The 17650-nt window shown below is 67.0% G+C and carries 23 protein-coding genes, 1 tRNA gene and 1 pseudogene; 5 read left to right on the forward strand and 20 right to left on the reverse strand.

The features are described from left to right. Window positions 1-4: 4 nt before the first annotated feature. Together ACW9J6_RS11770 and ACW9J6_RS11775 are read right to left on the reverse strand one after the other, a co-directional pair. Window positions 5-2125, reverse strand: coding sequence for an ATP-binding protein (locus tag ACW9J6_RS11770; RefSeq protein ID WP_457116658.1), 2121 nt, complete (start codon window positions 2123-2125; stop codon window positions 5-7). A gap of 155 nt (window positions 2126-2280) precedes the next feature. Then, complete coding sequence (locus tag ACW9J6_RS11775; protein WP_457116659.1) at window positions 2281-3816, reverse strand: YifB family Mg chelatase-like AAA ATPase; 1536 nt, start codon at window positions 3814-3816, stop codon at window positions 2281-2283. A 168-nt stretch (window positions 3817-3984) separates the two neighbouring features. Here ACW9J6_RS11775 and ACW9J6_RS11780 point away from each other — a divergent pair, with 168 nt between their 5' ends. Next, the gene (locus tag ACW9J6_RS11780; protein ID WP_457116660.1) at window positions 3985-4125 is read left to right on the forward strand and encodes a hypothetical protein; all 141 of its coding nucleotides are present in this window, start codon (window positions 3985-3987) and stop codon (window positions 4123-4125) included. A 44-nt stretch (window positions 4126-4169) separates the two neighbouring features. Here ACW9J6_RS11780 and ACW9J6_RS11785 read toward each other — a convergent pair whose 3' ends face one another. Continuing rightward, window positions 4170-5750 carry a putative bifunctional diguanylate cyclase/phosphodiesterase gene (locus ACW9J6_RS11785; RefSeq protein ID WP_457116661.1) on the reverse strand — a complete coding sequence of 527 codons (1581 nt, stop codon included), beginning with the start codon at window positions 5748-5750 and terminating at the stop codon, window positions 4170-4172. Window positions 5751-5947: 197 nt separating this feature from the next. On the opposite strand from ACW9J6_RS11785, the gene ACW9J6_RS11790 reads away from it, so the two are divergent. Both ACW9J6_RS11790 and ACW9J6_RS11795 read left to right on the forward strand, forming a co-directional pair. After that, window positions 5948-6023 (forward strand) — tRNA-Ile (locus ACW9J6_RS11790). A gap of 107 nt (window positions 6024-6130) precedes the next feature. After that, a pseudogene (locus ACW9J6_RS11795) lies at window positions 6131-6754 on the forward strand (IS5/IS1182 family transposase). On the opposite strand, the gene ACW9J6_RS11800 reads toward ACW9J6_RS11795, so the two are convergent. The 16 genes from ACW9J6_RS11800 to ACW9J6_RS11875 form a co-directional block, all read right to left on the reverse strand. Beyond that, on the reverse strand, window positions 6734-7855 hold the full coding sequence (locus ACW9J6_RS11800) for a hypothetical protein (RefSeq protein WP_457116662.1): 1122 nt from the start codon (window positions 7853-7855) through the stop codon (window positions 6734-6736). The pseudogene ACW9J6_RS11795 and the gene ACW9J6_RS11800 overlap by 21 nt on opposite strands. Before the next feature lie 600 nt (window positions 7856-8455). After that, complete coding sequence (locus ACW9J6_RS11805; RefSeq protein ID WP_457116772.1) at window positions 8456-9436, reverse strand: tyrosine-type recombinase/integrase; 981 nt, start codon at window positions 9434-9436, stop codon at window positions 8456-8458. Beyond that, a complete protein-coding gene (locus tag ACW9J6_RS11810) occupies window positions 9322-9663 on the reverse strand; it encodes a helix-turn-helix domain-containing protein (RefSeq protein ID WP_457116663.1) in 342 nt (113 codons plus the stop codon). The genes ACW9J6_RS11805 and ACW9J6_RS11810 overlap by 115 nt, the downstream gene beginning before the upstream one ends. Window positions 9664-9674: 11 nt before the next feature. Next, window positions 9675-10061, reverse strand: a complete 387-nt coding sequence (locus tag ACW9J6_RS11815) for a hypothetical protein (protein ID WP_457116664.1) — start codon at window positions 10059-10061, stop codon at window positions 9675-9677. 191 nt (window positions 10062-10252) lie between these two features. Beyond that, a complete protein-coding gene (locus ACW9J6_RS11820; protein WP_457116665.1) occupies window positions 10253-10567 on the reverse strand; it encodes a hypothetical protein in 315 nt (104 codons plus the stop codon). A gap of 2 nt (window positions 10568-10569) precedes the next feature. Beyond that, window positions 10570-11034 (reverse strand): hypothetical protein, encoded by a 465-nt coding sequence (locus ACW9J6_RS11825; protein WP_457116666.1) that lies wholly within the window; start codon window positions 11032-11034, stop codon window positions 10570-10572. A 17-nt stretch (window positions 11035-11051) separates the two neighbouring features. After that, window positions 11052-11378, reverse strand: coding sequence for a hypothetical protein (locus ACW9J6_RS11830; RefSeq protein ID WP_457116667.1), 327 nt, complete (start codon window positions 11376-11378; stop codon window positions 11052-11054). A 100-nt stretch (window positions 11379-11478) separates the two neighbouring features. Next, the gene (locus tag ACW9J6_RS11835; protein WP_457116668.1) at window positions 11479-11763 is read right to left on the reverse strand and encodes a hypothetical protein; all 285 of its coding nucleotides are present in this window, start codon (window positions 11761-11763) and stop codon (window positions 11479-11481) included. Further along, on the reverse strand, window positions 11760-12164 hold the full coding sequence (locus ACW9J6_RS11840; RefSeq protein ID WP_457116669.1) for an HNH endonuclease: 405 nt from the start codon (window positions 12162-12164) through the stop codon (window positions 11760-11762). Before ACW9J6_RS11840 ends, ACW9J6_RS11835 begins: the two co-directional genes overlap by 4 nt. Beyond that, window positions 12161-12679, reverse strand: a complete 519-nt coding sequence (locus ACW9J6_RS11845) for a hypothetical protein (protein ID WP_457116670.1) — start codon at window positions 12677-12679, stop codon at window positions 12161-12163. Before ACW9J6_RS11845 ends, ACW9J6_RS11840 begins: the two co-directional genes overlap by 4 nt. Further along, on the reverse strand, window positions 12676-13383 hold the full coding sequence (locus tag ACW9J6_RS11850; RefSeq protein ID WP_457116671.1) for a trna delta -isopentenylpyrophosphate transferase: 708 nt from the start codon (window positions 13381-13383) through the stop codon (window positions 12676-12678). The genes ACW9J6_RS11845 and ACW9J6_RS11850 overlap by 4 nt, the downstream gene beginning before the upstream one ends. Then, the gene (locus ACW9J6_RS11855; protein WP_457116672.1) at window positions 13383-14159 is read right to left on the reverse strand and encodes a hypothetical protein; all 777 of its coding nucleotides are present in this window, start codon (window positions 14157-14159) and stop codon (window positions 13383-13385) included. Before ACW9J6_RS11855 ends, ACW9J6_RS11850 begins: the two co-directional genes overlap by 1 nt. After that, entirely contained in the window at window positions 14152-14328 is a 177-nt protein-coding gene (locus tag ACW9J6_RS11860; RefSeq protein WP_457116673.1) for a hypothetical protein, read from the reverse strand. The genes ACW9J6_RS11855 and ACW9J6_RS11860 overlap by 8 nt, the downstream gene beginning before the upstream one ends. A 32-nt stretch (window positions 14329-14360) precedes the next feature. Then, window positions 14361-15281, reverse strand: a complete 921-nt coding sequence (locus ACW9J6_RS11865; RefSeq protein ID WP_457116674.1) for a GcrA family cell cycle regulator — start codon at window positions 15279-15281, stop codon at window positions 14361-14363. Further along, window positions 15281-15700: a hypothetical protein gene (locus tag ACW9J6_RS11870; protein WP_457116675.1), complete on the reverse strand. Its 420-nt coding sequence runs from the start codon at window positions 15698-15700 to the stop codon at window positions 15281-15283. Before ACW9J6_RS11870 ends, ACW9J6_RS11865 begins: the two co-directional genes overlap by 1 nt. Before the next feature lie 443 nt (window positions 15701-16143). Then, window positions 16144-16563, reverse strand: coding sequence for a helix-turn-helix domain-containing protein (locus ACW9J6_RS11875; RefSeq protein WP_457116676.1), 420 nt, complete (start codon window positions 16561-16563; stop codon window positions 16144-16146). Between the two features lie 92 nt (window positions 16564-16655). Between ACW9J6_RS11875 and ACW9J6_RS11880 the strand changes: the two genes are divergently transcribed. Both ACW9J6_RS11880 and ACW9J6_RS11885 read left to right on the forward strand, forming a co-directional pair. After that, window positions 16656-16901: an XRE family transcriptional regulator gene (locus tag ACW9J6_RS11880; protein ID WP_457116677.1), complete on the forward strand. Its 246-nt coding sequence runs from the start codon at window positions 16656-16658 to the stop codon at window positions 16899-16901. Between the two features lie 36 nt (window positions 16902-16937). After that, entirely contained in the window at window positions 16938-17153 is a 216-nt protein-coding gene (locus tag ACW9J6_RS11885) for a hypothetical protein (protein WP_457116678.1), read from the forward strand. Here ACW9J6_RS11885 and ACW9J6_RS11890 read toward each other — a convergent pair. Further along, entirely contained in the window at window positions 17135-17500 is a 366-nt protein-coding gene (locus ACW9J6_RS11890; RefSeq protein ID WP_457116679.1) for a hypothetical protein, read from the reverse strand. The genes ACW9J6_RS11885 and ACW9J6_RS11890 overlap by 19 nt on opposite strands. Window positions 17501-17650: the final 150 nt, after the last annotated feature.

Consider the following 17650-nt stretch of genomic DNA (forward strand, 5'->3'; position numbering starts at 1 on the left):
CCGCTCAGGCGGCCCGCGCCGCGGCGGCGAGGAGCGGGGGCAGGGCGGCGAGGTCGAGGGGCTTCGACAAGAAGCCGTCGAACCCTGCCGCGCGGGCCTCGGCCTCGTCCTCCGCGGACGCGTTGGCGGTGAGCGCGACGAGGCGCGCGGGGGCCGCCTCCTGGCCCCGTTCGAAGGCGCGCAGGCGCCGCGCCGCCTCCAGCCCGTCGAGGCCCGGCATGCGGATGTCCAGGAAGGCGAGGTCGAACCCTTCGGCCTCGCCGGCCGCGGCCGCCTGGAGGTGGTGCAGCGCCTGCGTTCCGTCCGGCACCCAGGTGACGGCCGCGTCGAGCCGCTCCAGGGCCTTGCGGGCGAGAAGCGCGTTGATCGGGTTGTCCTCGGCCAGGAGCACCCGGGCGCGCCGCCGCGCGGTGCCACGCGACGCCGCCGTGGCCGGCGGGCGGGTGCCGCTGCCGGGCTCGGCCTCCTCGGTGAGGCGGGCATCCAGGGACGCCGCGCGCACCGGCTTGATCAGGTAGCGGTCGAATCCCGCTGCGGCCGGCGAGCCGAAGTCGCGCCGGTCGAAGGGCGACAGCAGCACGATCGCCCGCGGGACCCCCGCGGCCTTCGCGGCCCCGGCGATCCGGCGGACCGCCTCGTCGCCCAGCGCGCGGTCGGCGAGCACCGCGTCGAAGGGCGCCCCGGCCAGCGCGTCCCGGGCCGCTGCCTCGGTCGCAACGGTCGCGACCTCAGCCCCGCGCCGGGCAAGGCGCGCGCGCAGGACGGGCGCTTCCACCGCCGAGGCGGCAGCGACCAGGATCCGGCGCCCGGCCAGGGAGGGCGGGACCGGCCGCGCCCCGCCGCGGGCGGGCAGGGGCAGCACGACCCGGAACAGGCTGCCCGCCCCCGGCCGCGAGGTCACCGCGATGCGCCCGCCCATCCGGTCGACGAGGCGGCGGGTGATGGCGAGGCCGAGGCCGGTGCCCTCGTGGCGGCGGCTCGCGCTGCCGTCCCCCTGCTCGAATTCTTGGAACAGGAGCGGCAGGCGCTCCTCCGGGATGCCCGGCCCGGTATCGCGGATCGCCAGGACGAGGTCGCCGCCCTCCCGGGTGGCCGTGACGCCGACCCCACCCTCCTCGGTGAACTTCACGGCGTTGCCCGCGAGGTTGAGGAGGATCTGGCGCACCCGGTCCCGGTCCCCGACGATCTCGAGCGGGAGGTCGTCGGCGATGTCGGCGGCGATCTCCAGGCCCTTGTCCTGGGCGCGGGGCGCCAGCAACTCGACCACGCCCTCCACCAGCGCGGCGGGGTCGAAGGGCTCGGCCGCGAGGTCGAGGCGCCCGGCCTCGATCTTCGAGAAATCCAGGATGCCGTCGATGAGCGTGAGCAGCGCCTCGCCCGAGGTCTTCACCGCGCGGATGTAGGTCTCCTGCTCGGGGCTGAGCGGCGTCTCCAGGAGGAGGGCGGCCATGCCCAGGATGCCGTTGAGCGGCGTGCGGAACTCGTGGCTGACGGTGGCGAGGAACCGCGACTTGGCGACGCTCGCCGCCTCCGCCCGGCTGCGGGCCTCGTCGAGGGACCGCACCGCCTCGACGCGCTCGGTGATCTCGCGCCCGGCGCGCAGCACCTCCGGCCGCCCGTCGCGGCCGACCACGGCGGTCTCGACGATGGCGAACCAGCGCGGGCTGCCGCCCTCCGGCGGCGCGATCGCCACGTCCTCGCCGCGGGTCCCCTCGGGACTGTCTTGGGTCGGCAGGCGCGCGACCACGGCGGCCTGCGCGGTGGTGCCGAGGAGGTCCACCGGGCTGCGGCCGAGGAGGCGCGCGAAGCCCTCGTTGGCGAAGGTGATGCGGCCCTCCGCGTCGCGCTGCACGATGAGTTCGACCTGCGCCTCGACGAGGCGGCGGTAGCGCTCCTCGCGCTCGGCGAGCCGCCAGAGGCGGTCGTGGAGGTGCTCGATCTCGCGCTCGCGGCGGGCGCTCGCGCGGCGGGCGAGGTGGCGGATCAGCCCGGCCGCGAGGAGCGCCAGAAGAGCGACGAGCAGTTCCACCCCCGCGGCGGTGCCGTAGACCGCGCGGCCGATCGCGCCCTCGCCGGGGGGCGGAACGGCGAGTCCGGCCTGCAGCACTGCCTCGCCCCGTTCCATGCCGCGCGCCCCTGGTCCCGTCCCGCCCCACAGGATGGCGCCCGGACCTGAAGGATGGCTTGCGCGACAGGCTTAGCGGAAGGCGAATGGCATCGGGCGCAATCGCGCGGTCGGCGCCGGCAGGTGGGAGGTGGGTCGGGGTGCCCCGCCGCCGATCAGGCGGCGCTGCGCGCTCCCGCCCGGCTCCGGTAGGACAGGGCCTCGGCGAGGTGCGCCCGGCGCACCCTCGCTTCGCCGTCGAGGTCGGCGAGCGTACGGGCGACCCGCAGCACCCGGTGGAACCCGCGCGCCGAGAGGCGCATCGCCTCGGAGGCGTCGCGGATCAGGGCCAGCCCGTCCGGATCCGGCCGCGCGGCCTCCTCGATCTCGGCGGCGGGGCAGGAGGCGTTGGTGGTGCCGGGCGGCAGGCCCGCCCCGGTGTAGCGCCGGTCCTGCAGCACCCGGGCCGCGGCGACGCGGGCGGCGGCCTCGGCCGAGCCCTCCGGCGGGGGCGGCAGGATCAGGTCGGCCGCGGTCACGGCCGGCACCTCGATCTGCAGGTCGATGCGGTCGAGCAGGGGACCGGAGAGGCGCGCCTGGTACTGCGCCACGCAGCGCTCGTTGGGCCCGCGGCGGCAGGCATAGCCCGGCTCGTTCGCCTGGCCGCAGCGGCAGGGATTCATGGCGGCGACGAGCTGGAACCGGGCCGGGTAGGTCACCCGGTGGTTCGCCCGCGCGATCATCACGCTGCCGGTCTCCAGGGGCTGGCGCAGGGAATCGAGCACCTGGGGCGAGAATTCCGGCAATTCGTCGAGGAACAGCACCCCGCCATGGGCGAGCGACGCCTCGCCGGGCCGCGCCCCGGCGCCGCCGCCCACTAGGGCGGCCATCGAGGCGGAGTGATGGGGCGCCCGGAACGGCCGGCGGTTCGACAGGGCGCCGTCCTTCAGCTCCCCGGCCACCGACTGGATCATCGAGACCTCCAGCAGCTCGCGGGGCCCGAGCGGCGGCAGGATCGAGGGCAGGCGGGCGGCCAGCATCGACTTGCCGGCCCCCGGCGGCCCGTTCATCAAAAGGTTGTGCGCGCCGGCCGCGGCGATCTCCAGGACGCGCTTCGCCCCTTCCTGGCCCTTGATCTCGCGCAGGTCCGCCTGTGACGGGCCGGGCGCGGCCACGGCCGGGCTCGGCCGGGCCATGACCTGCGTGCCCTTGAAGTGGTTGGCGAGCTGGATCAGCGAGCGGGGAGCGAGCACGTCGAGGTCGCTGGCCGCCCAGGCGGCCTCCGGGCCGCTCGCAGCGGGGCAGATCAGCCCGAGGTTACGGGCGTTGGCGGCCATGGCGGCCGGCAGCACGCCCGCCACCGCGGTGAGGCCACCGTCGAGGGCGAGTTCCCCGAGCACGCAGTAGCCCGCCAGCGCGTCCGCCGGGAGCGCGCCGATGGCGCCCATCACCGCGAGCGCGATGGGAAGGTCGTAATGCGAGCCCTCCTTGGGCAGGTCCGCCGGGGCGAGGTTGACGGTGATGCGCTTGGCCGGCAGCGCCAGCCCCGAGGCGACGAGCGCGGCGCGCACCCGCTCGCGGGATTCCGCCACCGCCTTGTCGGGGAGCCCGACCACCGTGAAGGCGACGGCCCCCGGCGCGATCTGCACCTGCACGTCCACGGCCCGCGCCTCGATCCCCTCGAAGGCGACGGTGGCGACGCGGGTGACCATGGCGGATTCAGTTCCGGAGGAGCTTCCGCAAGGGTAGGCGGAGCGCCGCCGCCGCACAACCCGCCGGGCACGGCTCCTGCATTCGGGTCGGGCACGGCACCGCAGGATCGGCGGCGCGTTGACCGGGTGGGCCCGCCCGACGGGCCTCCCGGCGCGAGAGGAGGCAGCATGACCACGCCCCCGAAACAGAACCCGCTGCTCGCCCTGACCTATCCGGTCGCCTTCCTGGCCGGGGCGCTGGCCCTCGGGACGCTGGCGAACGGCTGGGTGCGCCCGGCCCCCGTCGTCGCCCAGAGCTTCGAGCCCTGAGCGGCCGCGTTCGGGGAAACGGTCTCCCCGGACGCGGCCTCGGATCAGGCGGCGGACTTGCTGTTCAGGAAGGCGCGCTGCTCCTCGGCCGGGGCGCTGAGGAGTTCGTCCATCGCTGCCTTGGGCATCGGGGCGCCGAACAGGTAGCCCTGGCCGTAATCGCAGCCCTGGCCCGAGAGCCACTCGACGCTCGCGGCCGTCTCGATGCCCTCGGCGGTGGTGGTGAGGCCGAGGCTGGTGCCGAGCTTGATGATCGCGTCGACGAGCTTCGCCCGCTCCTCGCTCATGGTGATCGAGTCGACGTAGCTGCGGTCGATCTTCAGCTTGTCGAAGCGCAGCTCGCGCAGGTGGTAGAGGCTGGAATAGCCGGTGCCGAAATCGTCGAGCGCGATGCGCACCCCGAGATTCTGCAGGGAGGAGAGGGTGGCGCGGGTCGCCTCCAGATCCTGCACCAGGGCGGATTCGGTGATCTCCACCTCGAGCCGGTTCGGCGGGAAGCCGGTCTCGGTGAGGATGGCGAGGATCCGCTCGGCGAGCCAGCGGTCCTGGAACTGCTGCGGGGCGATGTTGACGGCGAGCCGCAGGTGGGGCGGCCAGGCGCGCGCGTCGAGGCAGGCCTGCCGCAGCAGGCGGTAGCTGAGATCGGCGATCATGCCGGTCTCCTCCGCCGCCGCGATGAACTGGCCGGGCGCGAGCAGGCCGCGGACCGGGTGGCGCCAGCGGGCGAGCACCTCGACGCCGACGAGTTCCTGGTTCGGCAGCGCCACGACCGGCTGGTAGAAGGGCTCGATCTGCCCACCCTCGATCGCTTGGCGCAGCTCGGTCTCCAGGAGGGCGCGCTCCTTGAGTTCGAGATCCATGGCGCTCTGGAAGAAGCGGTAGGTGCCCCGCCCGTCCTTCTTGCCCTGGTACATGGCGAGGTCGGCGGCGTGCATGATCGCGTTGGGATCCGCGTCGTCGTGGGAGATCAGGGTGATCCCGACGGTGGCGCCGACCTTCAGCTCGACGTTCGACCATTCCACCGGGCGCGCGATGGCGGCGATGATATGCTCGGCGAGGCGGGCCAGGACGTCGCTGGCGATCTCGGTCTTGACGAGGAGGGCGAACTCGTCGCCGCCGAGCCGGGCGGCAAGCCCGTGGACCGGCGCGAGCGCGCGCAGGCGGTCGGCCACGGCGCAGAGCACAGCGTCCCCGGCCGCGTGGCCGTAGAGGTCGTTGACCGGCTTGAAGCGGTCGATGTCGATCAGCAGCACGGCGCCGGTCTCCGGCCCGCCGCCGGCGCGCAGGTGCCGGCCGATCGCCTCGAGCAGGAGGCGGCGGTTGGCGAGGCCCGTGAGCGCGTCGTGGCGGGCGACGGATTCCGCGTGGGCCGCCGCCGCGTCGCGCTCGCGCATCACCCGCCTGAGCTTCAGCGACTTGCGGATGGTGACGCCGACCATCGTCAGGCCCATCAGCATGCCGAAGGTGAACAGGTCCGACAGCCCGTATTCGAGGATGAGGTGGTTGAAGGCCCGGAACACGCCGGCTTCGGCGCCGATCAGCCCCCAGAAACCCGCGATCACCAGCAGGCACAACGCCTCGTAGAGTTCGCCTTCTCCCCATGTCGATCGCGTCTTGGCGGCCATGCCTCACCCCACTGCTGGCGGCTCGGTGATCGCATCCGCGGTTTAAGAAACCTGACGGGGATGTGGCGCCGCGGTCCGTGGACCGTCGCCGTGGTTAAAGCGGGCTTGCCCGCGATCGCGTCGGCGCGGGCCTTCGCCGCGAAATGCCGGGTGACGGCCCGCCTCCGCTGCGGTAACGGTCGACGACCCGCGCCGCGGGGCCCGTAGCTCAACGGTTAGAGCTGACCGCTCATAACGGTCTGGTTGCAGGTTCGAATCCTGCCGGGCCCACCATTGTCTTCAAAGGGTTAGCCCACTTGTTGCGGACATCTTGCGGGTTCATCGAACCTATGGGCCCCTAACAGGGCAGCAGGGGCGAGCACCCAGCGCATCGGGCTCGCATGGCCCGAACCTTTCTTCTTCACGATCTCTGGACCGGGGTCGCTCAACTTGTGCCCGAGCTTAAGCCGAGCCTGAAGGGCGACCGGCCGCTGGTCGCGAACCGAGCCGCCCTGACAGGGATCCAATCCGTCCTGCGCTCGGGCATCCGATGGGAGATGCGCCTGATAGAGATGAAGTGCGGAGGCGGGGATCAAGCGACACATAGTCACGGACGCCCGCTACACGCCGCTTGGCCTCGTTCTGACGGGTGCCAAGCACCGAGGCAGTCCGATTTTGGCTCCGACTATAAATACAGTTCCAAGCCTTCGCAGTAGGCAGCAGGAGCGCCCGCGCCGTTGGCGCGCAAGTTGCACACCTACAAGGCGCGGCGGCAGAAGTGTTGTGCCTGCGGGATTGTGCTGCGCATCTCACCGCGCAGTATCGGGAGCAGCGGCTAGCTTGGCCATAACCACCGGGTCGTAAAGCGCACCTACGCGTGGTTCAACTGCTTTAGCCAATTGCCCATCTGCCACGAGCCTCGTGTCAACATCTATGAGGTATCCACTGACCTTATCACTAGTTTGATCATTTTTCACCATATTATAGCGTGCCGATTTGCACTCTCAATATGTCTTAGAGAATGAACCCGCGGTCGTTGTTGTCTGGTTTCCAACTGTGACTTCGATCTGTCCGTTAGGGCCGCTCTGACCATCGCCTAGCTTCCGACCACCACCACCAGCGACGCCGTTGGCGCCAGGTCCCCGGCCTCCTCCACCACAGTGCCCACCTGTATTACCTCTTGGTCCCCCAGTGCCAATCATCCCAGGTTGCCCAGGCTCACCGCCTGAGCCATGGCTTCCTCCGTTCGAGATAACATTGATTGTCGATCCTGGCGTAACAGTCTTAAATTTCAAAATAACAGTTCCTCCGGAACCGCCGTTACCACCTCTACCGCCATCCCCGCCGGCTCCGGAGTTGCCGCCTTGCCCTCCGTTCCCAGGGCCACTTTTGCAATCAAAGAACCCGTTGACTGAGTCGCCTCCGCGACCGCCAGCCCCGCCGTGCCCTCCTGAGCCGCCTGAACCGCCGTTGCCACCAGCTTGGCCAGAATTTACAATTCTAAGATTGCCGGTAAAACTATCGGCTTCTATACGTACATCACCCGGTGTAGTACCAGATGCTCCGTCAGTACCAGCGGCGCCAGACCCACCATCGCCGCCCTTGCCGCCAGAGCCCTGCGCGCCATTACCACCATTGCTTCCATTAGTGCCCGTTCGCCCGTCTTTTGCACTTACTCCGGCTGGATATGCTCTGATCTCGGTTTGACCAGTTAAAGCTTTTGCTCTAATGTTTACCGGCCTACCGTATGTATCAATTGTGGCGGGCAGATCAACATCATTAGGTTGATCTGGATTAGGGGAGGATGCGGTCGCTTTTCCGATTAATATGTTGACAACACACTCGTGATACAGTTTAAGGCCGGCTAATCTATCAGCCGCAGGTAGTGAATTCAAGAAGTCGGCTGATGTGATCAGCTTAGCGCCTTTTGCATCTACAACCTTGTCTTTATATACTGACTCAAAATTCCCTTTTATTTCTCCGGTCAGAGAAATATTTGAACCGGCTGCGCATAAGGTGAGTATGTTATTAAATTCCTCTAATGAAGGTAGCTCCCTCTGTTGACAATATGCTGGTGACATCTCAAATATCAAAATGATACCAAGTACGATTTGTGCGAAATTCATCTGAAACTCTCCATTTTAGATTATCTAGTCGGGATTTCCAGGTCGCGTATTCACACCAATAACAGCAGATATAGCGCCGATCAAAGCAGCAAGCACGAGTTTGAAGCCTTCGGATGCCATAGGAAGAATTGCATCTCGTACACTAAGCGAAAAATTATCGCTGACCAGAAGAAGCAAAACGCAAATAATCATTAAAAAAAAATACATAGATATTGCCACCAACTGCGATTTATTCATTTTGTTTCACCTCGACAAAATACTTGATGACACTGGTCGCGCCGTTTTGGATAGATCGGAATTTTGATTTGACTTATACCAGATCTGTCGGGAAATGGCAATGCCACAGAGTGTCGAAATTTCACGTCATCCGCCAGATCAAATATTCGCAGAGTAATATAAAAGCTGATTTGCAAATCTTTTTGGTGTTTAAACGCACGTAAAAGCAATTTCACGGAATATGTTATCCGATAGTATTCTATTTATCTCCAGAATTGACGAATAAACTCATCAACATATGCTTTTTATTTTCCAATTATAACCGCATGATTTGATTTGCAAAATTTAAATGCCGCGCGCAAGCAAGATTGTCGGGCGCGTCTTCTAAGAATTTATGGAACGAACTCTTGTGAAGTCCAGCACGTCGGCAGCGCGGCGCAGGTGCGTAGGCGAGAAGCGACCGTAGACGCGCTCAGTCACAGCCGTGTTGGAGTGCCCGAGCATCTGAGCGACCTCGGCCATTGGTACGCCCGCCTCGACCATATGGACGGCCGCGGTGTGGCGCAGGACATGGGGTGAGACGCTGTCCAGGCCAGCCGACTTCACTGCAGCGTTGAACCCGGTCTTGATGCTTGCCACCTGTCCGCCGGCCCACTCGATCACATAATCGGACAGCGCTTCGCCTCGCGCCTTGCTGAGCACGGCGCGCAGCCCAGCGTTCATCGGGACGATCGCGCGCCCCTTGCGCGGGCCGGTGTCGCTGGTGCGCAGGTTGATCTGGCCTCGCTCGAAATCGACGCGGTCCCAGGTCAGTTCGAGGACCGCGCCAACGCGGGCGCCGGTCGCCAGCATCAGGTGGATGGCGTTCTTGATGTGCGGGGCGGCCGGGGCGTCGAGGAGCTTCTCGATCTCGGCTATTGTAAGGTAGCGCTCTTTCGGGGCCGGCTTGGCGGGCCGCTCGATACGCGGCGCCTTCTCGGGCCCGAGCGCCCACACCAGCACCGTCCGGAGGTGACCGAGTTCCGTCCAGATTGTGCCGTCGTGCTTGCCGGCTCTCCGGCGGGCGTCGGTGTAGGCGCGGCACGTCGCCGTCGTGATCTGATCGGGTCGAAGGTGCCCGAAATGCGGGCTGACCGCCTTCCACTCGTGCTTCATGGCCGCTGCGACACGGCGGCCTTCCTTCTCGGCCCGATAGCCTTCCCAGAGGTCGGCGATTGTGGCTCCCTTCGGCGCGGCAACCTCGCGCCTGATCACGTCGAGGGCTTCACGCTCCGCGTCCTTGGCCGTGAGTGCGTCAAGACGATAACGCCGTCGCTTTCCGTCAGCCCACCAGGAGACGACGTAGCGTCCGTTAAGGCGTCCGATCCGGTAGTCTCCTGGCATCGCTCAAATTCCAGCACGGCATCTGGGGGTACTCTAAGCAAGCGGGAGCCGACCCGAAAAGCGCGAAGCTCGCCGCGCCTGATCAGGTTGCGGACATGGTTGGCCGAGCAGTCCCATCGCTCGGCGACCTGCTCGGGCGTCAGGGGGCGCGGGCGTGGCGTGCTCACAGCTGTCTCCTCAGGATCCTCAAGGCGATTGTCCTGACGCATCGGAGCGTTGCTCACCCTTTCCGCCGCTGCACCAGCCACACCGCTCGCAGGTACGGCCGGCTGGACAGCACCACCTCCGGCGCTCGCCAGGACGGTCTGGCCCCTCGCTCGCGCCGATCCTCCTCGCGGTAGATCGAGGCCAAGCGGTTGAGCGCCGACAGTAGCTTGAGCGAGCGGGCGAGAGGGCGTTGGAACCGGAACGCCATCCAGAGGTCGTAGACCTCGGCGCCGCGCCGCGAGCGCCGGTTGTTCCACTCCTGGCGACAGCTGGAGCAGCAGAACTCGGAATGGCGCATGGCGGCTTCGTAGGCGTGGCCGCATTCCAAGCAGGTCCGCGCGTACCGGAGGGGTGCGGTTTCGCGTTCCTGAACCGCCTGAGCTGGTGCGTTCAAACTCATGGCGCGTGGCTCACCGAAGCCGCTGCTCGTCGGCGGTAGAAGGGCGACCGACGCCTAGAAGGTGGCCAGCAGCTTCGGGATTACCGGCACGATCGCGAGGGCGATCAGGATCGCCACAAACAGCCAGTCCAGCAGGATGGTGAGATGCCGCTGCGTCATGGCGTGAGCAGGGCATGGCGCCGGTGGGCGCGTCAACGGGCATGGCGCACCTTCGCGTTGTCGATCGCCATGTCGGGGGCGAGCCGGGCGACGGTCATGTCGCAGCAGGCGGTCAGGTCCGTGTCCGCGAGGCTCAGGGAGCTCCTGACGGTGCCGTCGAGGCTGACCAAGTCGATTGCCGCGAGGCCTCGCATGCCGACGATTCGCCAGTTGATGCCGCCGAAGGTCACCAGGCAGTGGTCATCGTGCTGGGCTGTGTGACGGCGCTGGCGAGGGCTACGCGCGGCGCACCGGGTGATCGGGTTCCATGTGGGGTCGGTGCGCTCGACGGGGCTGTGCGCGGCCATGGTCACTCTGCTGCTTCCGCAAGCCCGACCGGGCTGCCTGCGAGCCTCTGGAGCACCTCGTCGAGCGAGATGCAGATGTCGGTCGCGAGGAGCTGCATTAGCTCGGGCTCCTCACCATCCTGCGTGAGGATCAAGCAGCGCTTGCCGGCGCCGCAGAACCATCCGGCTTCCAGGTGCGCCGATCGCCCACAGGGCAGCAGCAGGACGCAGGTGTCCGCCCACTGCATGCCGCGAAGGTCCGACACGAAGCCGCGTGCGGCGATCGGGTGAGTGGTCAGGAGACGCCGGTACTCGGCCGCGGACCAGGCCTGCCACTCGGGATCAATTTCGGACCATGCGAAGCCCGGCACGCCGTTGAACGGGTTGCGGAAGTCGTAGACCTCGTGCCCTGCGGCCCGAAGGGTGGCGACCACCTCTGGCTGCTTCGGATTGCGCCAGGACGAGGCGACGTAGATGCGATGGGACACGGTTAAGCTCCAGCGGGTCAAGTACGCTCTACGTCTGGCGAGTGGTGAGAGAGGGTGGCGGCGATCAGGTCCAGATCGGCCGCGTAGTCGCGCAGGCGTGTCGCGTTCGCGTTGTAGAGGACTGGCGGGGACTTCCCGGCTGCAGCCCAGAGCGGGTCGGCGATCTCGGCCAGCCGAGGCCCGATCCGGCCGCTCAGCTCGCGGTACCTGTCGCGCCAGAACTCGGCTTCGGCCGCCAGTTCCGCCGATGCACCGGCTGGCCCAGCGAATACGGCAGTCGCGATCGTGCGTCGGCACCGCTCGGAGAGGAGGCCGAAGGTATCGTCTTCCACCGCCCAGGTCATGGCTTGTCGAAGGAGTGAGATGATCTCCTCCGCACGAGCGGCCCGAGTGCTCGGATCCGGCGCGGCTGATGCGTCGAACAGAACGGGTGCGGAGGTGCTCTTATGCATCGACGTGATCTGAATTGAGATACTGCCTTGCAGCATCTTCGAATTCACTGTAGTCATGCCCAGAGGATTTCAGCCTGAGAGGCCTGACGGCATGAAGATACTTGGAGCTATCACGGCTGCGGTTGGCGTTGTTATTCTTGCTTACAGCTTCATTGGCCGAGAGCGCCGTGATGATCGAACCAACAGCCTTCTTTTGCTGGCAGCCTTTTCTCTTAGTATCGGTGGGGCGCTGCTCGTCATATTTTAGGTTCGACAACTGGAATGGGCTGGGTGTCATGATCTCGACTCCGGCACGAAGAGGGAGCGCCGCGGCGGGAGCGGCCTACCGAGCGGCGCGGTGGCGCGATGGGCGGGCTCGCCAGCGTGGAGCGGGCGGCTGCCGGCGATCGGGTGCCGCGACCGGTGCGCGCCGATATGGCGGGTCTCGCGGCGCACGGCCTCGGCGTGGTTGGCGGCGTCCTGCTTCGTCTTGCGCCGGTGGCAGTCCCGGTGCGCCGGACGCATGTTGTCGTCCGTGTCGGCGAGCCGGCCGAGCAGGTTGCGCGGGATCACGTGTTCGATGTCCCACGGCTCCCGGGTGCCATCGATCGCGCGGTTGCAGATGTGGCAGATCCGCTTGTGGAGCAGGTAGAGGCGGACGCGCTCTCGGTCGGAGAGCTTGGGGCGGGGATCCGTCATGCCGCTCTCCCGCCCTGGCGGAGCAGCTGCGGGCTGGTGACGCCGATCATGTCGGCCACGACGGCCAGCACGGCATCCTTCGAACGCTGGAACTCGGCGCTGCCCATCGCGCGCATGGACTGGCTCTGAGCCGTCCAGCGGATGACGACAGCCTCGCGAACCGAGATGACCGCGAACTCGTCGACCGGTTGAAGGAAGGCGGCCAGTCGCCGTGCCTCGGCCTTCGAACTCGCGACGAAGGTCTGCTCGTCGCGGAAGCCCGCCTTGATCAGCGCATATTTCCGGAGGTGCTCCGGGGTGGGAAAGCGGGCGGCCTCCGCCTCCGGCAGGCTCTCCCAGGCATCGCGCAGACAGGCGAAGTAGTGGCCGTGAGCGGCGGAGCTACGCGGCTCGTGCTCGGCGAGGACGTAGTGCTCGCCGATCGTGAATTGGCGGTCGCAAAGCTGCCGGAAGCGGGCCAGCGGCACCATCGACTCGCCGTCCCACTCGCACGCGATGGGGAGGGTGGCGCTCATTCGGCCGCCTCCGGGCGACGCCTCTTGGCGGGCCAGCCGAGGGCGACGAGACGGTCCCTGGCGTACTCGCGGACCCCATCGCGGATGCCCGGCGCGAGGCAGGCGAGCCGCTGCTGCGTCTCGGGGTCGAGCATCAGGTCGGTGACCGCGTTGATGGTCTTGGCTTTGTCGATGTCAGCCTTCAGCCCGACCTCGATCGCAGCCGGCCCCTCGTCGAAGTCGGCATCCTTGCGGTTCCGCTCGGATGGTGGCCGGTTCGCTGTGCTGGCTTGGCGTCGCTCCTGGGCGTCAGCGTTCGCCTCTTTGAACTCGTCGGCCTCGTCTTCCGAGTAGAGCAGCCCGTGGAGCCCCACGAGCTTCAGGATCACTCGATCCTTCCCGCGCTTCTCTGCCATCGCATAGACGTATGCCGCCTGCTTGCCAGAGACCCTGTAGTTCATGCCGATCAGCGCCTCGCCGATCGACCACTCGGTGCGTTCGCCGCTCGGGCTCGGCATGTGCCCTGTCACCAGGATCACCGCCTCGTCGCGTTCGGCGCGGACGAGAACCGGAGCATCGAAGCGGATGCGCGCCTGAGCGGCGATGCGCTCAAGCGCCTTATGGTAGATCACGGCGGTGCCCTGCACCCGCCACACGTTGCCGGCCAGCGGCTCCCCGTAGGTCGCGAGGATCTCCGCGATCTGCTTGTCGCTCTCGGCACCCATCACACCACCTGCCGCACTTCGTGAAGGGTCACGCCGGGGAGCTCGCGCTGCCCGGCAGCGGTCCGGCGCTCGGCGATGGTCGTGAGGTGGCCGATCATCTCGTCGCGGGCATTCGCCCAGACCCAGCGCGCGAAGGCGGTCGGGTCGGTCAACTCGGCGCGGTAGGACGTCCGGAGGGTGGTCGCGCGGGCGCCTCCACGTGCGGCAGCGCGGTCCTGCTCGGCCCGATCGGCCGCGCGCTCCGCAGCGCGGGCTTCGGCCGCCAGGACCTCGGCCTGCTCGCGGCCTTCGAGATCTCCGGGCGAGCTGACGGCGAAGGCCAGTGAGGCCTCCCGGGCGCGTTCCTCGGCCTCGCGTCGGGCGGCCTCGGCCGCGGCCCGCTTCTCCGCCTCCTGCCGCTCGAGGTACGGTGCCAAGGCTGCCTTGCAGGCCTCCGCGAGCAGAGTCGCCTTGCCCTTCGGACCCTTCACCGAGCCTTTGAAGCCGGCGATGAGCGTGTTGTAGCGGGCCTGCACCTCGGCTGCAGCCTCGTCATGGGGCCGCTTTTCCGCGATCCGGCGCTCGTCGGCGCGGTTCGCCGCTTCCCGGGCCATGGCGAGGAGCTTCGCCACGCTGTCGGCCTCGACCTGCGTCGTGACCGGCGAGCCGTCGAGCCAGTGCTTGCCCTCTGTGTAGAGGGCGCTGATCTCGTCGCGCGAAAGTTCGAACGGCGTGAGCTCCGGCGGGTGGTTGTGATCCCGCGGGGGGAGGTCGGTGGCGGAGGCCGGCTCAAGCATGGCGCTGCTCCGGCGCCCGGCCGCCGAGGAGGCTCGCCATCTCGCTGAGGGCCGCCCAGGGCATGCGCCAGAGCGCGGCGATCGCGATCTCGGCGGCCGTCCAGGCCACGGCCATCAACTCGGCGAGGGACAAGGACGCGGGCACGAGGGTGTCGGTGCTGGTGGTCATGGTCACGCTCGGTTGGGCGGGGAGGGGGAGCGTCATTCTGCGGCTGCGGCGGGTCGGCGGGCCTGCAGCTCAGCGGCTTTGGCGTAGCTGATGCCGGCATCGCCCCTGGTTGAGTGGGCGATGCGCCAGTGCTCGGGGCAGTAGGAGCTTCCAGGCCGGACCGGAGCGCCGCAGAAGCGATGGCGGCCCGGCGGGACGCGGTCCGCGGTGATCGGGTAACGACACCCGCGGGGCGGGAGATTCGCCAGGGCAAACCCCGCCTCGGGCGCCGGCACATCGCCGTCCGTCAGCGCGATCATGCGCGCGAGCATGGCGACGGCGGAGACCAGCAGGTCGCGCCGAAGCGCCGGGAGGTCGGCGCCGTCCGCCGCGAGGCCCGCGAACACGACGGCGTCGCCGAGGTCGCTCATCCAAGGATCCAGCGGGCCTGAACCGGAATACCGGGTGGAGCACACGGACCAACCGAGGCGGACGGCCTCCCGCGCAGCTACCGCGGGAGCCCCGGCCAGCACCTCGGAGGCGCGTCGCTGGGCCTTTTCCCCGATGCCGACGTGCTCGCTGGCGATTGCGGCGGCCCGGCGAGCCTTCAGGATCGCGGGGCGTGCGGCGCTGAGCTGCGTCAGGTCCGTAATCTCCGGCAGCGCGGTGAGCCGGTCAGCCGCCTCCGACAGGCCGGCTTGTCGCAGCCAAGCCGGGGCGTGACTGCGCAGGAGCCAGTCGGCGGCGACGGCGGCCCGGCGAGCCGCCAATGCGGCGGATCCGCGGCTGCCGAGGAGGCGCGGCAGCAGCGGCAGCAGGATCGGGCGCTCCGACTCCGGCAGGCGCTCGTGCAGCGTGAGGCTGGCCTCTGCGAGCACTTCGCAGGCGCGCGGGTCGGGCATCCCCACGCTGCCGATCAGGCCCGCGACGCGCTCCAGGCGCTCGGGGTCGATGAGGGGGCGGGTGGCGGCCATCACGCGGCAGCCCCACGGACGGACGTGCGTCCCGCAGCCGGAGCCCGCGCGGTCAGGTCAGCCGCTACGGCTTTCCGCCCGTCCTCACCCTCGGCCAGGGTATGGATGTGCAGCTCGGTCGCGCCGCGCTGGCAGCAGGCGGCGAGCCAGCCGAGGTATCCGGGATCGCGAACCGGGCAGGCCCGCGCGGCGACGATGGTTGCGTGGCCCTTGCCGTCGCGGTGGACCGCCAGGGCCACACCCGCGGCAGCGTCGAATGCGTCCTCGCGGGTGAGGTGCAGGATCGTGGCGACGTAGCGCCGGCCAGAGAGGCCTCGCCAGGCGGTGAGCTTGCCGCTCCCGTCAGCGCGCCCGGCGCTCCGGAGGGGCAGCTCGCGGACAGGGGAAAGGGGCGTGCGGTCCTGCTCGATGCTGCGCATCGCGGCAGACCAGGAGATGTGGCGGCGAGAGGACATTAGAGCGGCCCATCCGTTATGGATGGCCAAGTGCATCACATGCACAAATGTGCGTCAACTGGAAAAGTGCATCAGGCGCACATTTTGCGCGATCGGCTTTTCCACAGCTCTCCACAGGCTCGACGGCGATCGCTCCGAAACACGTTGACCTAAGGGCATGTTCTTGCTTTGTTCCACAGCATTACGCAACCTGTGGTGCGGCTCAGGAGCTGCCATGCCCACTCTGACACGATTCACCGTGCAATCGTATCGTCGCAATGACGCCGGGGATCTTGTGGCCGAGGACCCATTGCACTTTCACCATCCAGACCAAGCGCGGCAAAGGCTTGAGTATCTTGCAACTCGCCGCGCTGGGGTAATCGCATACAAGTGGATGGGCAATATGAGGACCGGAGAAATGGGCAGAATCAGCCTGCTCTGCCGGTCCGGCGTTGTGCCGAAGTACGCTGCAATTGCACTTGGCCTTGACGACGAGGCAGCTTAGGAGTGAGAGTTTGCTCGTTTGTGGAAGAGCTGACGAGTGCCTTGGCAACTTTCACAATCTGTTCTCGTTCTGCCGGTTTAGCTTGATCCCAAATGGACCAGATACCTTCTGGGTCGCTGGGATCGCGAACCAGCAAATCTGAGATCTCACAATTGTAGAACTCGGCCAGCTGCTCTAATAAATCTTGTGAGTAGGGCACTTCGCCCTTCTCAACACGGCCGAGATTCGGCCCCGTCATTCCGATCTCAGCGCTAACCTCAGCGAGTGAATACCCGCGGTGCTTGCGCCACTGGCGAAGGAAGTTCGGGCGCCGCTCGCGCTTCGGCTTAGGCACAGGAGGCATGAGCCAGTGTCGCCGATGCTCCACGGAGCGCTACGCTCAGCGATGCACAAAAGTGCTTGACATACATAGTGTATGGCATGCATTTTTATCCCATGAAGCTCGCTGACTGGCTCAAGCAGAACGGCAAAACCGCGACTTGGCTCGCTGGCCAGCTCGGGCGGGATCCGTCGTTCATCACCCGCGTGAAGAACGGCGACGCCATGCCGTCGATAACGGTGGCCGCCGAGATCCAGCGGATCACCGGAAATGAGGTGACTGCGATCGACTTCGTGCCAGAGGCAATCGATCCGTCGCCGGCTGCGGCTATCGCCCCCGCCCAAGCGGAGGCGTCAATATGACCACCGCGCTCGTTCACTTGGCGCAAGGAGCCTTCGATGACCGACGAGCAAATAGTTCGCGCCATGGCGACAATGGCGGTGTTAATTCGCAATCCGGCGGATCATTTCCAGCGAGAGGTCGAGGGTTATACTCTCCTGATCGCGCATATGGCAGGCGTCGAGTTGACCGAAGCGATCCCCGATTTTCGGGACGCGCTTCGGCAAACCGTGCCTCCGTCCGCCAGAACCGGAGATCAGTCGCCGCTCCCCTGATCCCGCAGCTTCAGGTTTGCAGTCTGCTCGCAGAGCCGAACGAGATCCATGTGCATCCGGTGGGCGGCCTCCCTAACGTAGTCCATGGGATCGACTTCTTCCCGTTTGATGTACACGGGGAACAAGATCTGCTGTTCTCCCCGAGAAATCAGAAATTCTACAACACAGAAATCGGTTTTTGCCGTGATACTACTTGCCTCAAAATCTTGCCCGATAACATGGCGGATATCTCTGAATGCAATAGAGAATTCATTGCCACCACTTGGTTTGACAATATGGCTCCGGTTTCTTTCGTGTTCCAGCTTCTCAAGAATATTGCTCCAGCCGCTCTTGTTTTCCGTCGTCATTTTCATTCTCCAGTCGGTGAGTCGCAATCGCTGATCGTAGAGGCTGTGCCTAGGCTGTCACTCGTGGCGACCTGGGCGCGGTCACTTGTCCCCGTCGTCCACCAGCGGCGCGCCAAGGCCAGCGCCTCCCATCCCGCTGCAGGAGCCTGA

The sequence above is a fragment of the Methylobacterium sp. JK268 genome (assembly GCF_054052225.1).

What these genes read in the sequence shown, in the direction of transcription:
- ACW9J6_RS11850 (WP_457116671.1), bottom strand. Translation starts at nt 13,383, where the DNA reads ATGGGTGCCGAGAGCGACAAGCAGATCGCGGAGATCCTCGCGACCTAC.
- ACW9J6_RS11815 (WP_457116664.1), bottom strand. Translation starts at nt 10,061, where the DNA reads ATGAGTTTGAACGCACCAGCTCAGGCGGTTCAGGAACGCGAAACCGCA.
- ACW9J6_RS11860 (WP_457116673.1), bottom strand. Translation starts at nt 14,328, where the DNA reads ATGACCACCAGCACCGACACCCTCGTGCCCGCGTCCTTGTCCCTCGCC.
- ACW9J6_RS11835 (WP_457116668.1), bottom strand. Translation starts at nt 11,763, where the DNA reads ATGACACCCAGCCCATTCCAGTTGTCGAACCTAAAATATGACGAGCAG.
- ACW9J6_RS11830 (WP_457116667.1), bottom strand. Translation starts at nt 11,378, where the DNA reads ATGACCTGGGCGGTGGAAGACGATACCTTCGGCCTCCTCTCCGAGCGG.
- ACW9J6_RS11855 (WP_457116672.1), bottom strand. Translation starts at nt 14,159, where the DNA reads ATGCTTGAGCCGGCCTCCGCCACCGACCTCCCCCCGCGGGATCACAAC.
- ACW9J6_RS11870 (WP_457116675.1), bottom strand. Translation starts at nt 15,700, where the DNA reads ATGCGCAGCATCGAGCAGGACCGCACGCCCCTTTCCCCTGTCCGCGAG.
- ACW9J6_RS11810 (WP_457116663.1), bottom strand. Translation starts at nt 9,663, where the DNA reads ATGCGTCAGGACAATCGCCTTGAGGATCCTGAGGAGACAGCTGTGAGC.
- ACW9J6_RS11785 (WP_457116661.1), bottom strand. Translation starts at nt 5,750, where the DNA reads ATGGCCGCCAAGACGCGATCGACATGGGGAGAAGGCGAACTCTACGAG.
- ACW9J6_RS11875 (WP_457116676.1), bottom strand. Translation starts at nt 16,563, where the DNA reads ATGCCTCCTGTGCCTAAGCCGAAGCGCGAGCGGCGCCCGAACTTCCTT.
- ACW9J6_RS11880 (WP_457116677.1), top strand. Translation starts at nt 16,656, where the DNA reads ATGAAGCTCGCTGACTGGCTCAAGCAGAACGGCAAAACCGCGACTTGG.
- ACW9J6_RS11780 (WP_457116660.1), top strand. Translation starts at nt 3,985, where the DNA reads ATGACCACGCCCCCGAAACAGAACCCGCTGCTCGCCCTGACCTATCCG.
- ACW9J6_RS11840 (WP_457116669.1), bottom strand. Translation starts at nt 12,164, where the DNA reads ATGACGGATCCCCGCCCCAAGCTCTCCGACCGAGAGCGCGTCCGCCTC.
- ACW9J6_RS11800 (WP_457116662.1), bottom strand. Translation starts at nt 7,855, where the DNA reads ATGAATTTCGCACAAATCGTACTTGGTATCATTTTGATATTTGAGATG.
- ACW9J6_RS11865 (WP_457116674.1), bottom strand. Translation starts at nt 15,281, where the DNA reads ATGGCCGCCACCCGCCCCCTCATCGACCCCGAGCGCCTGGAGCGCGTC.
- ACW9J6_RS11885 (WP_457116678.1), top strand. Translation starts at nt 16,938, where the DNA reads ATGACCGACGAGCAAATAGTTCGCGCCATGGCGACAATGGCGGTGTTA.
- ACW9J6_RS11820 (WP_457116665.1), bottom strand. Translation starts at nt 10,567, where the DNA reads ATGGCCGCGCACAGCCCCGTCGAGCGCACCGACCCCACATGGAACCCG.
- ACW9J6_RS11845 (WP_457116670.1), bottom strand. Translation starts at nt 12,679, where the DNA reads ATGAGCGCCACCCTCCCCATCGCGTGCGAGTGGGACGGCGAGTCGATG.
- ACW9J6_RS11775 (WP_457116659.1), bottom strand. Translation starts at nt 3,816, where the DNA reads ATGGTCACCCGCGTCGCCACCGTCGCCTTCGAGGGGATCGAGGCGCGG.
- ACW9J6_RS11770 (WP_457116658.1), bottom strand. Translation starts at nt 2,125, where the DNA reads ATGGAACGGGGCGAGGCAGTGCTGCAGGCCGGACTCGCCGTTCCGCCC.
- ACW9J6_RS11890 (WP_457116679.1), bottom strand. Translation starts at nt 17,500, where the DNA reads ATGACGACGGAAAACAAGAGCGGCTGGAGCAATATTCTTGAGAAGCTG.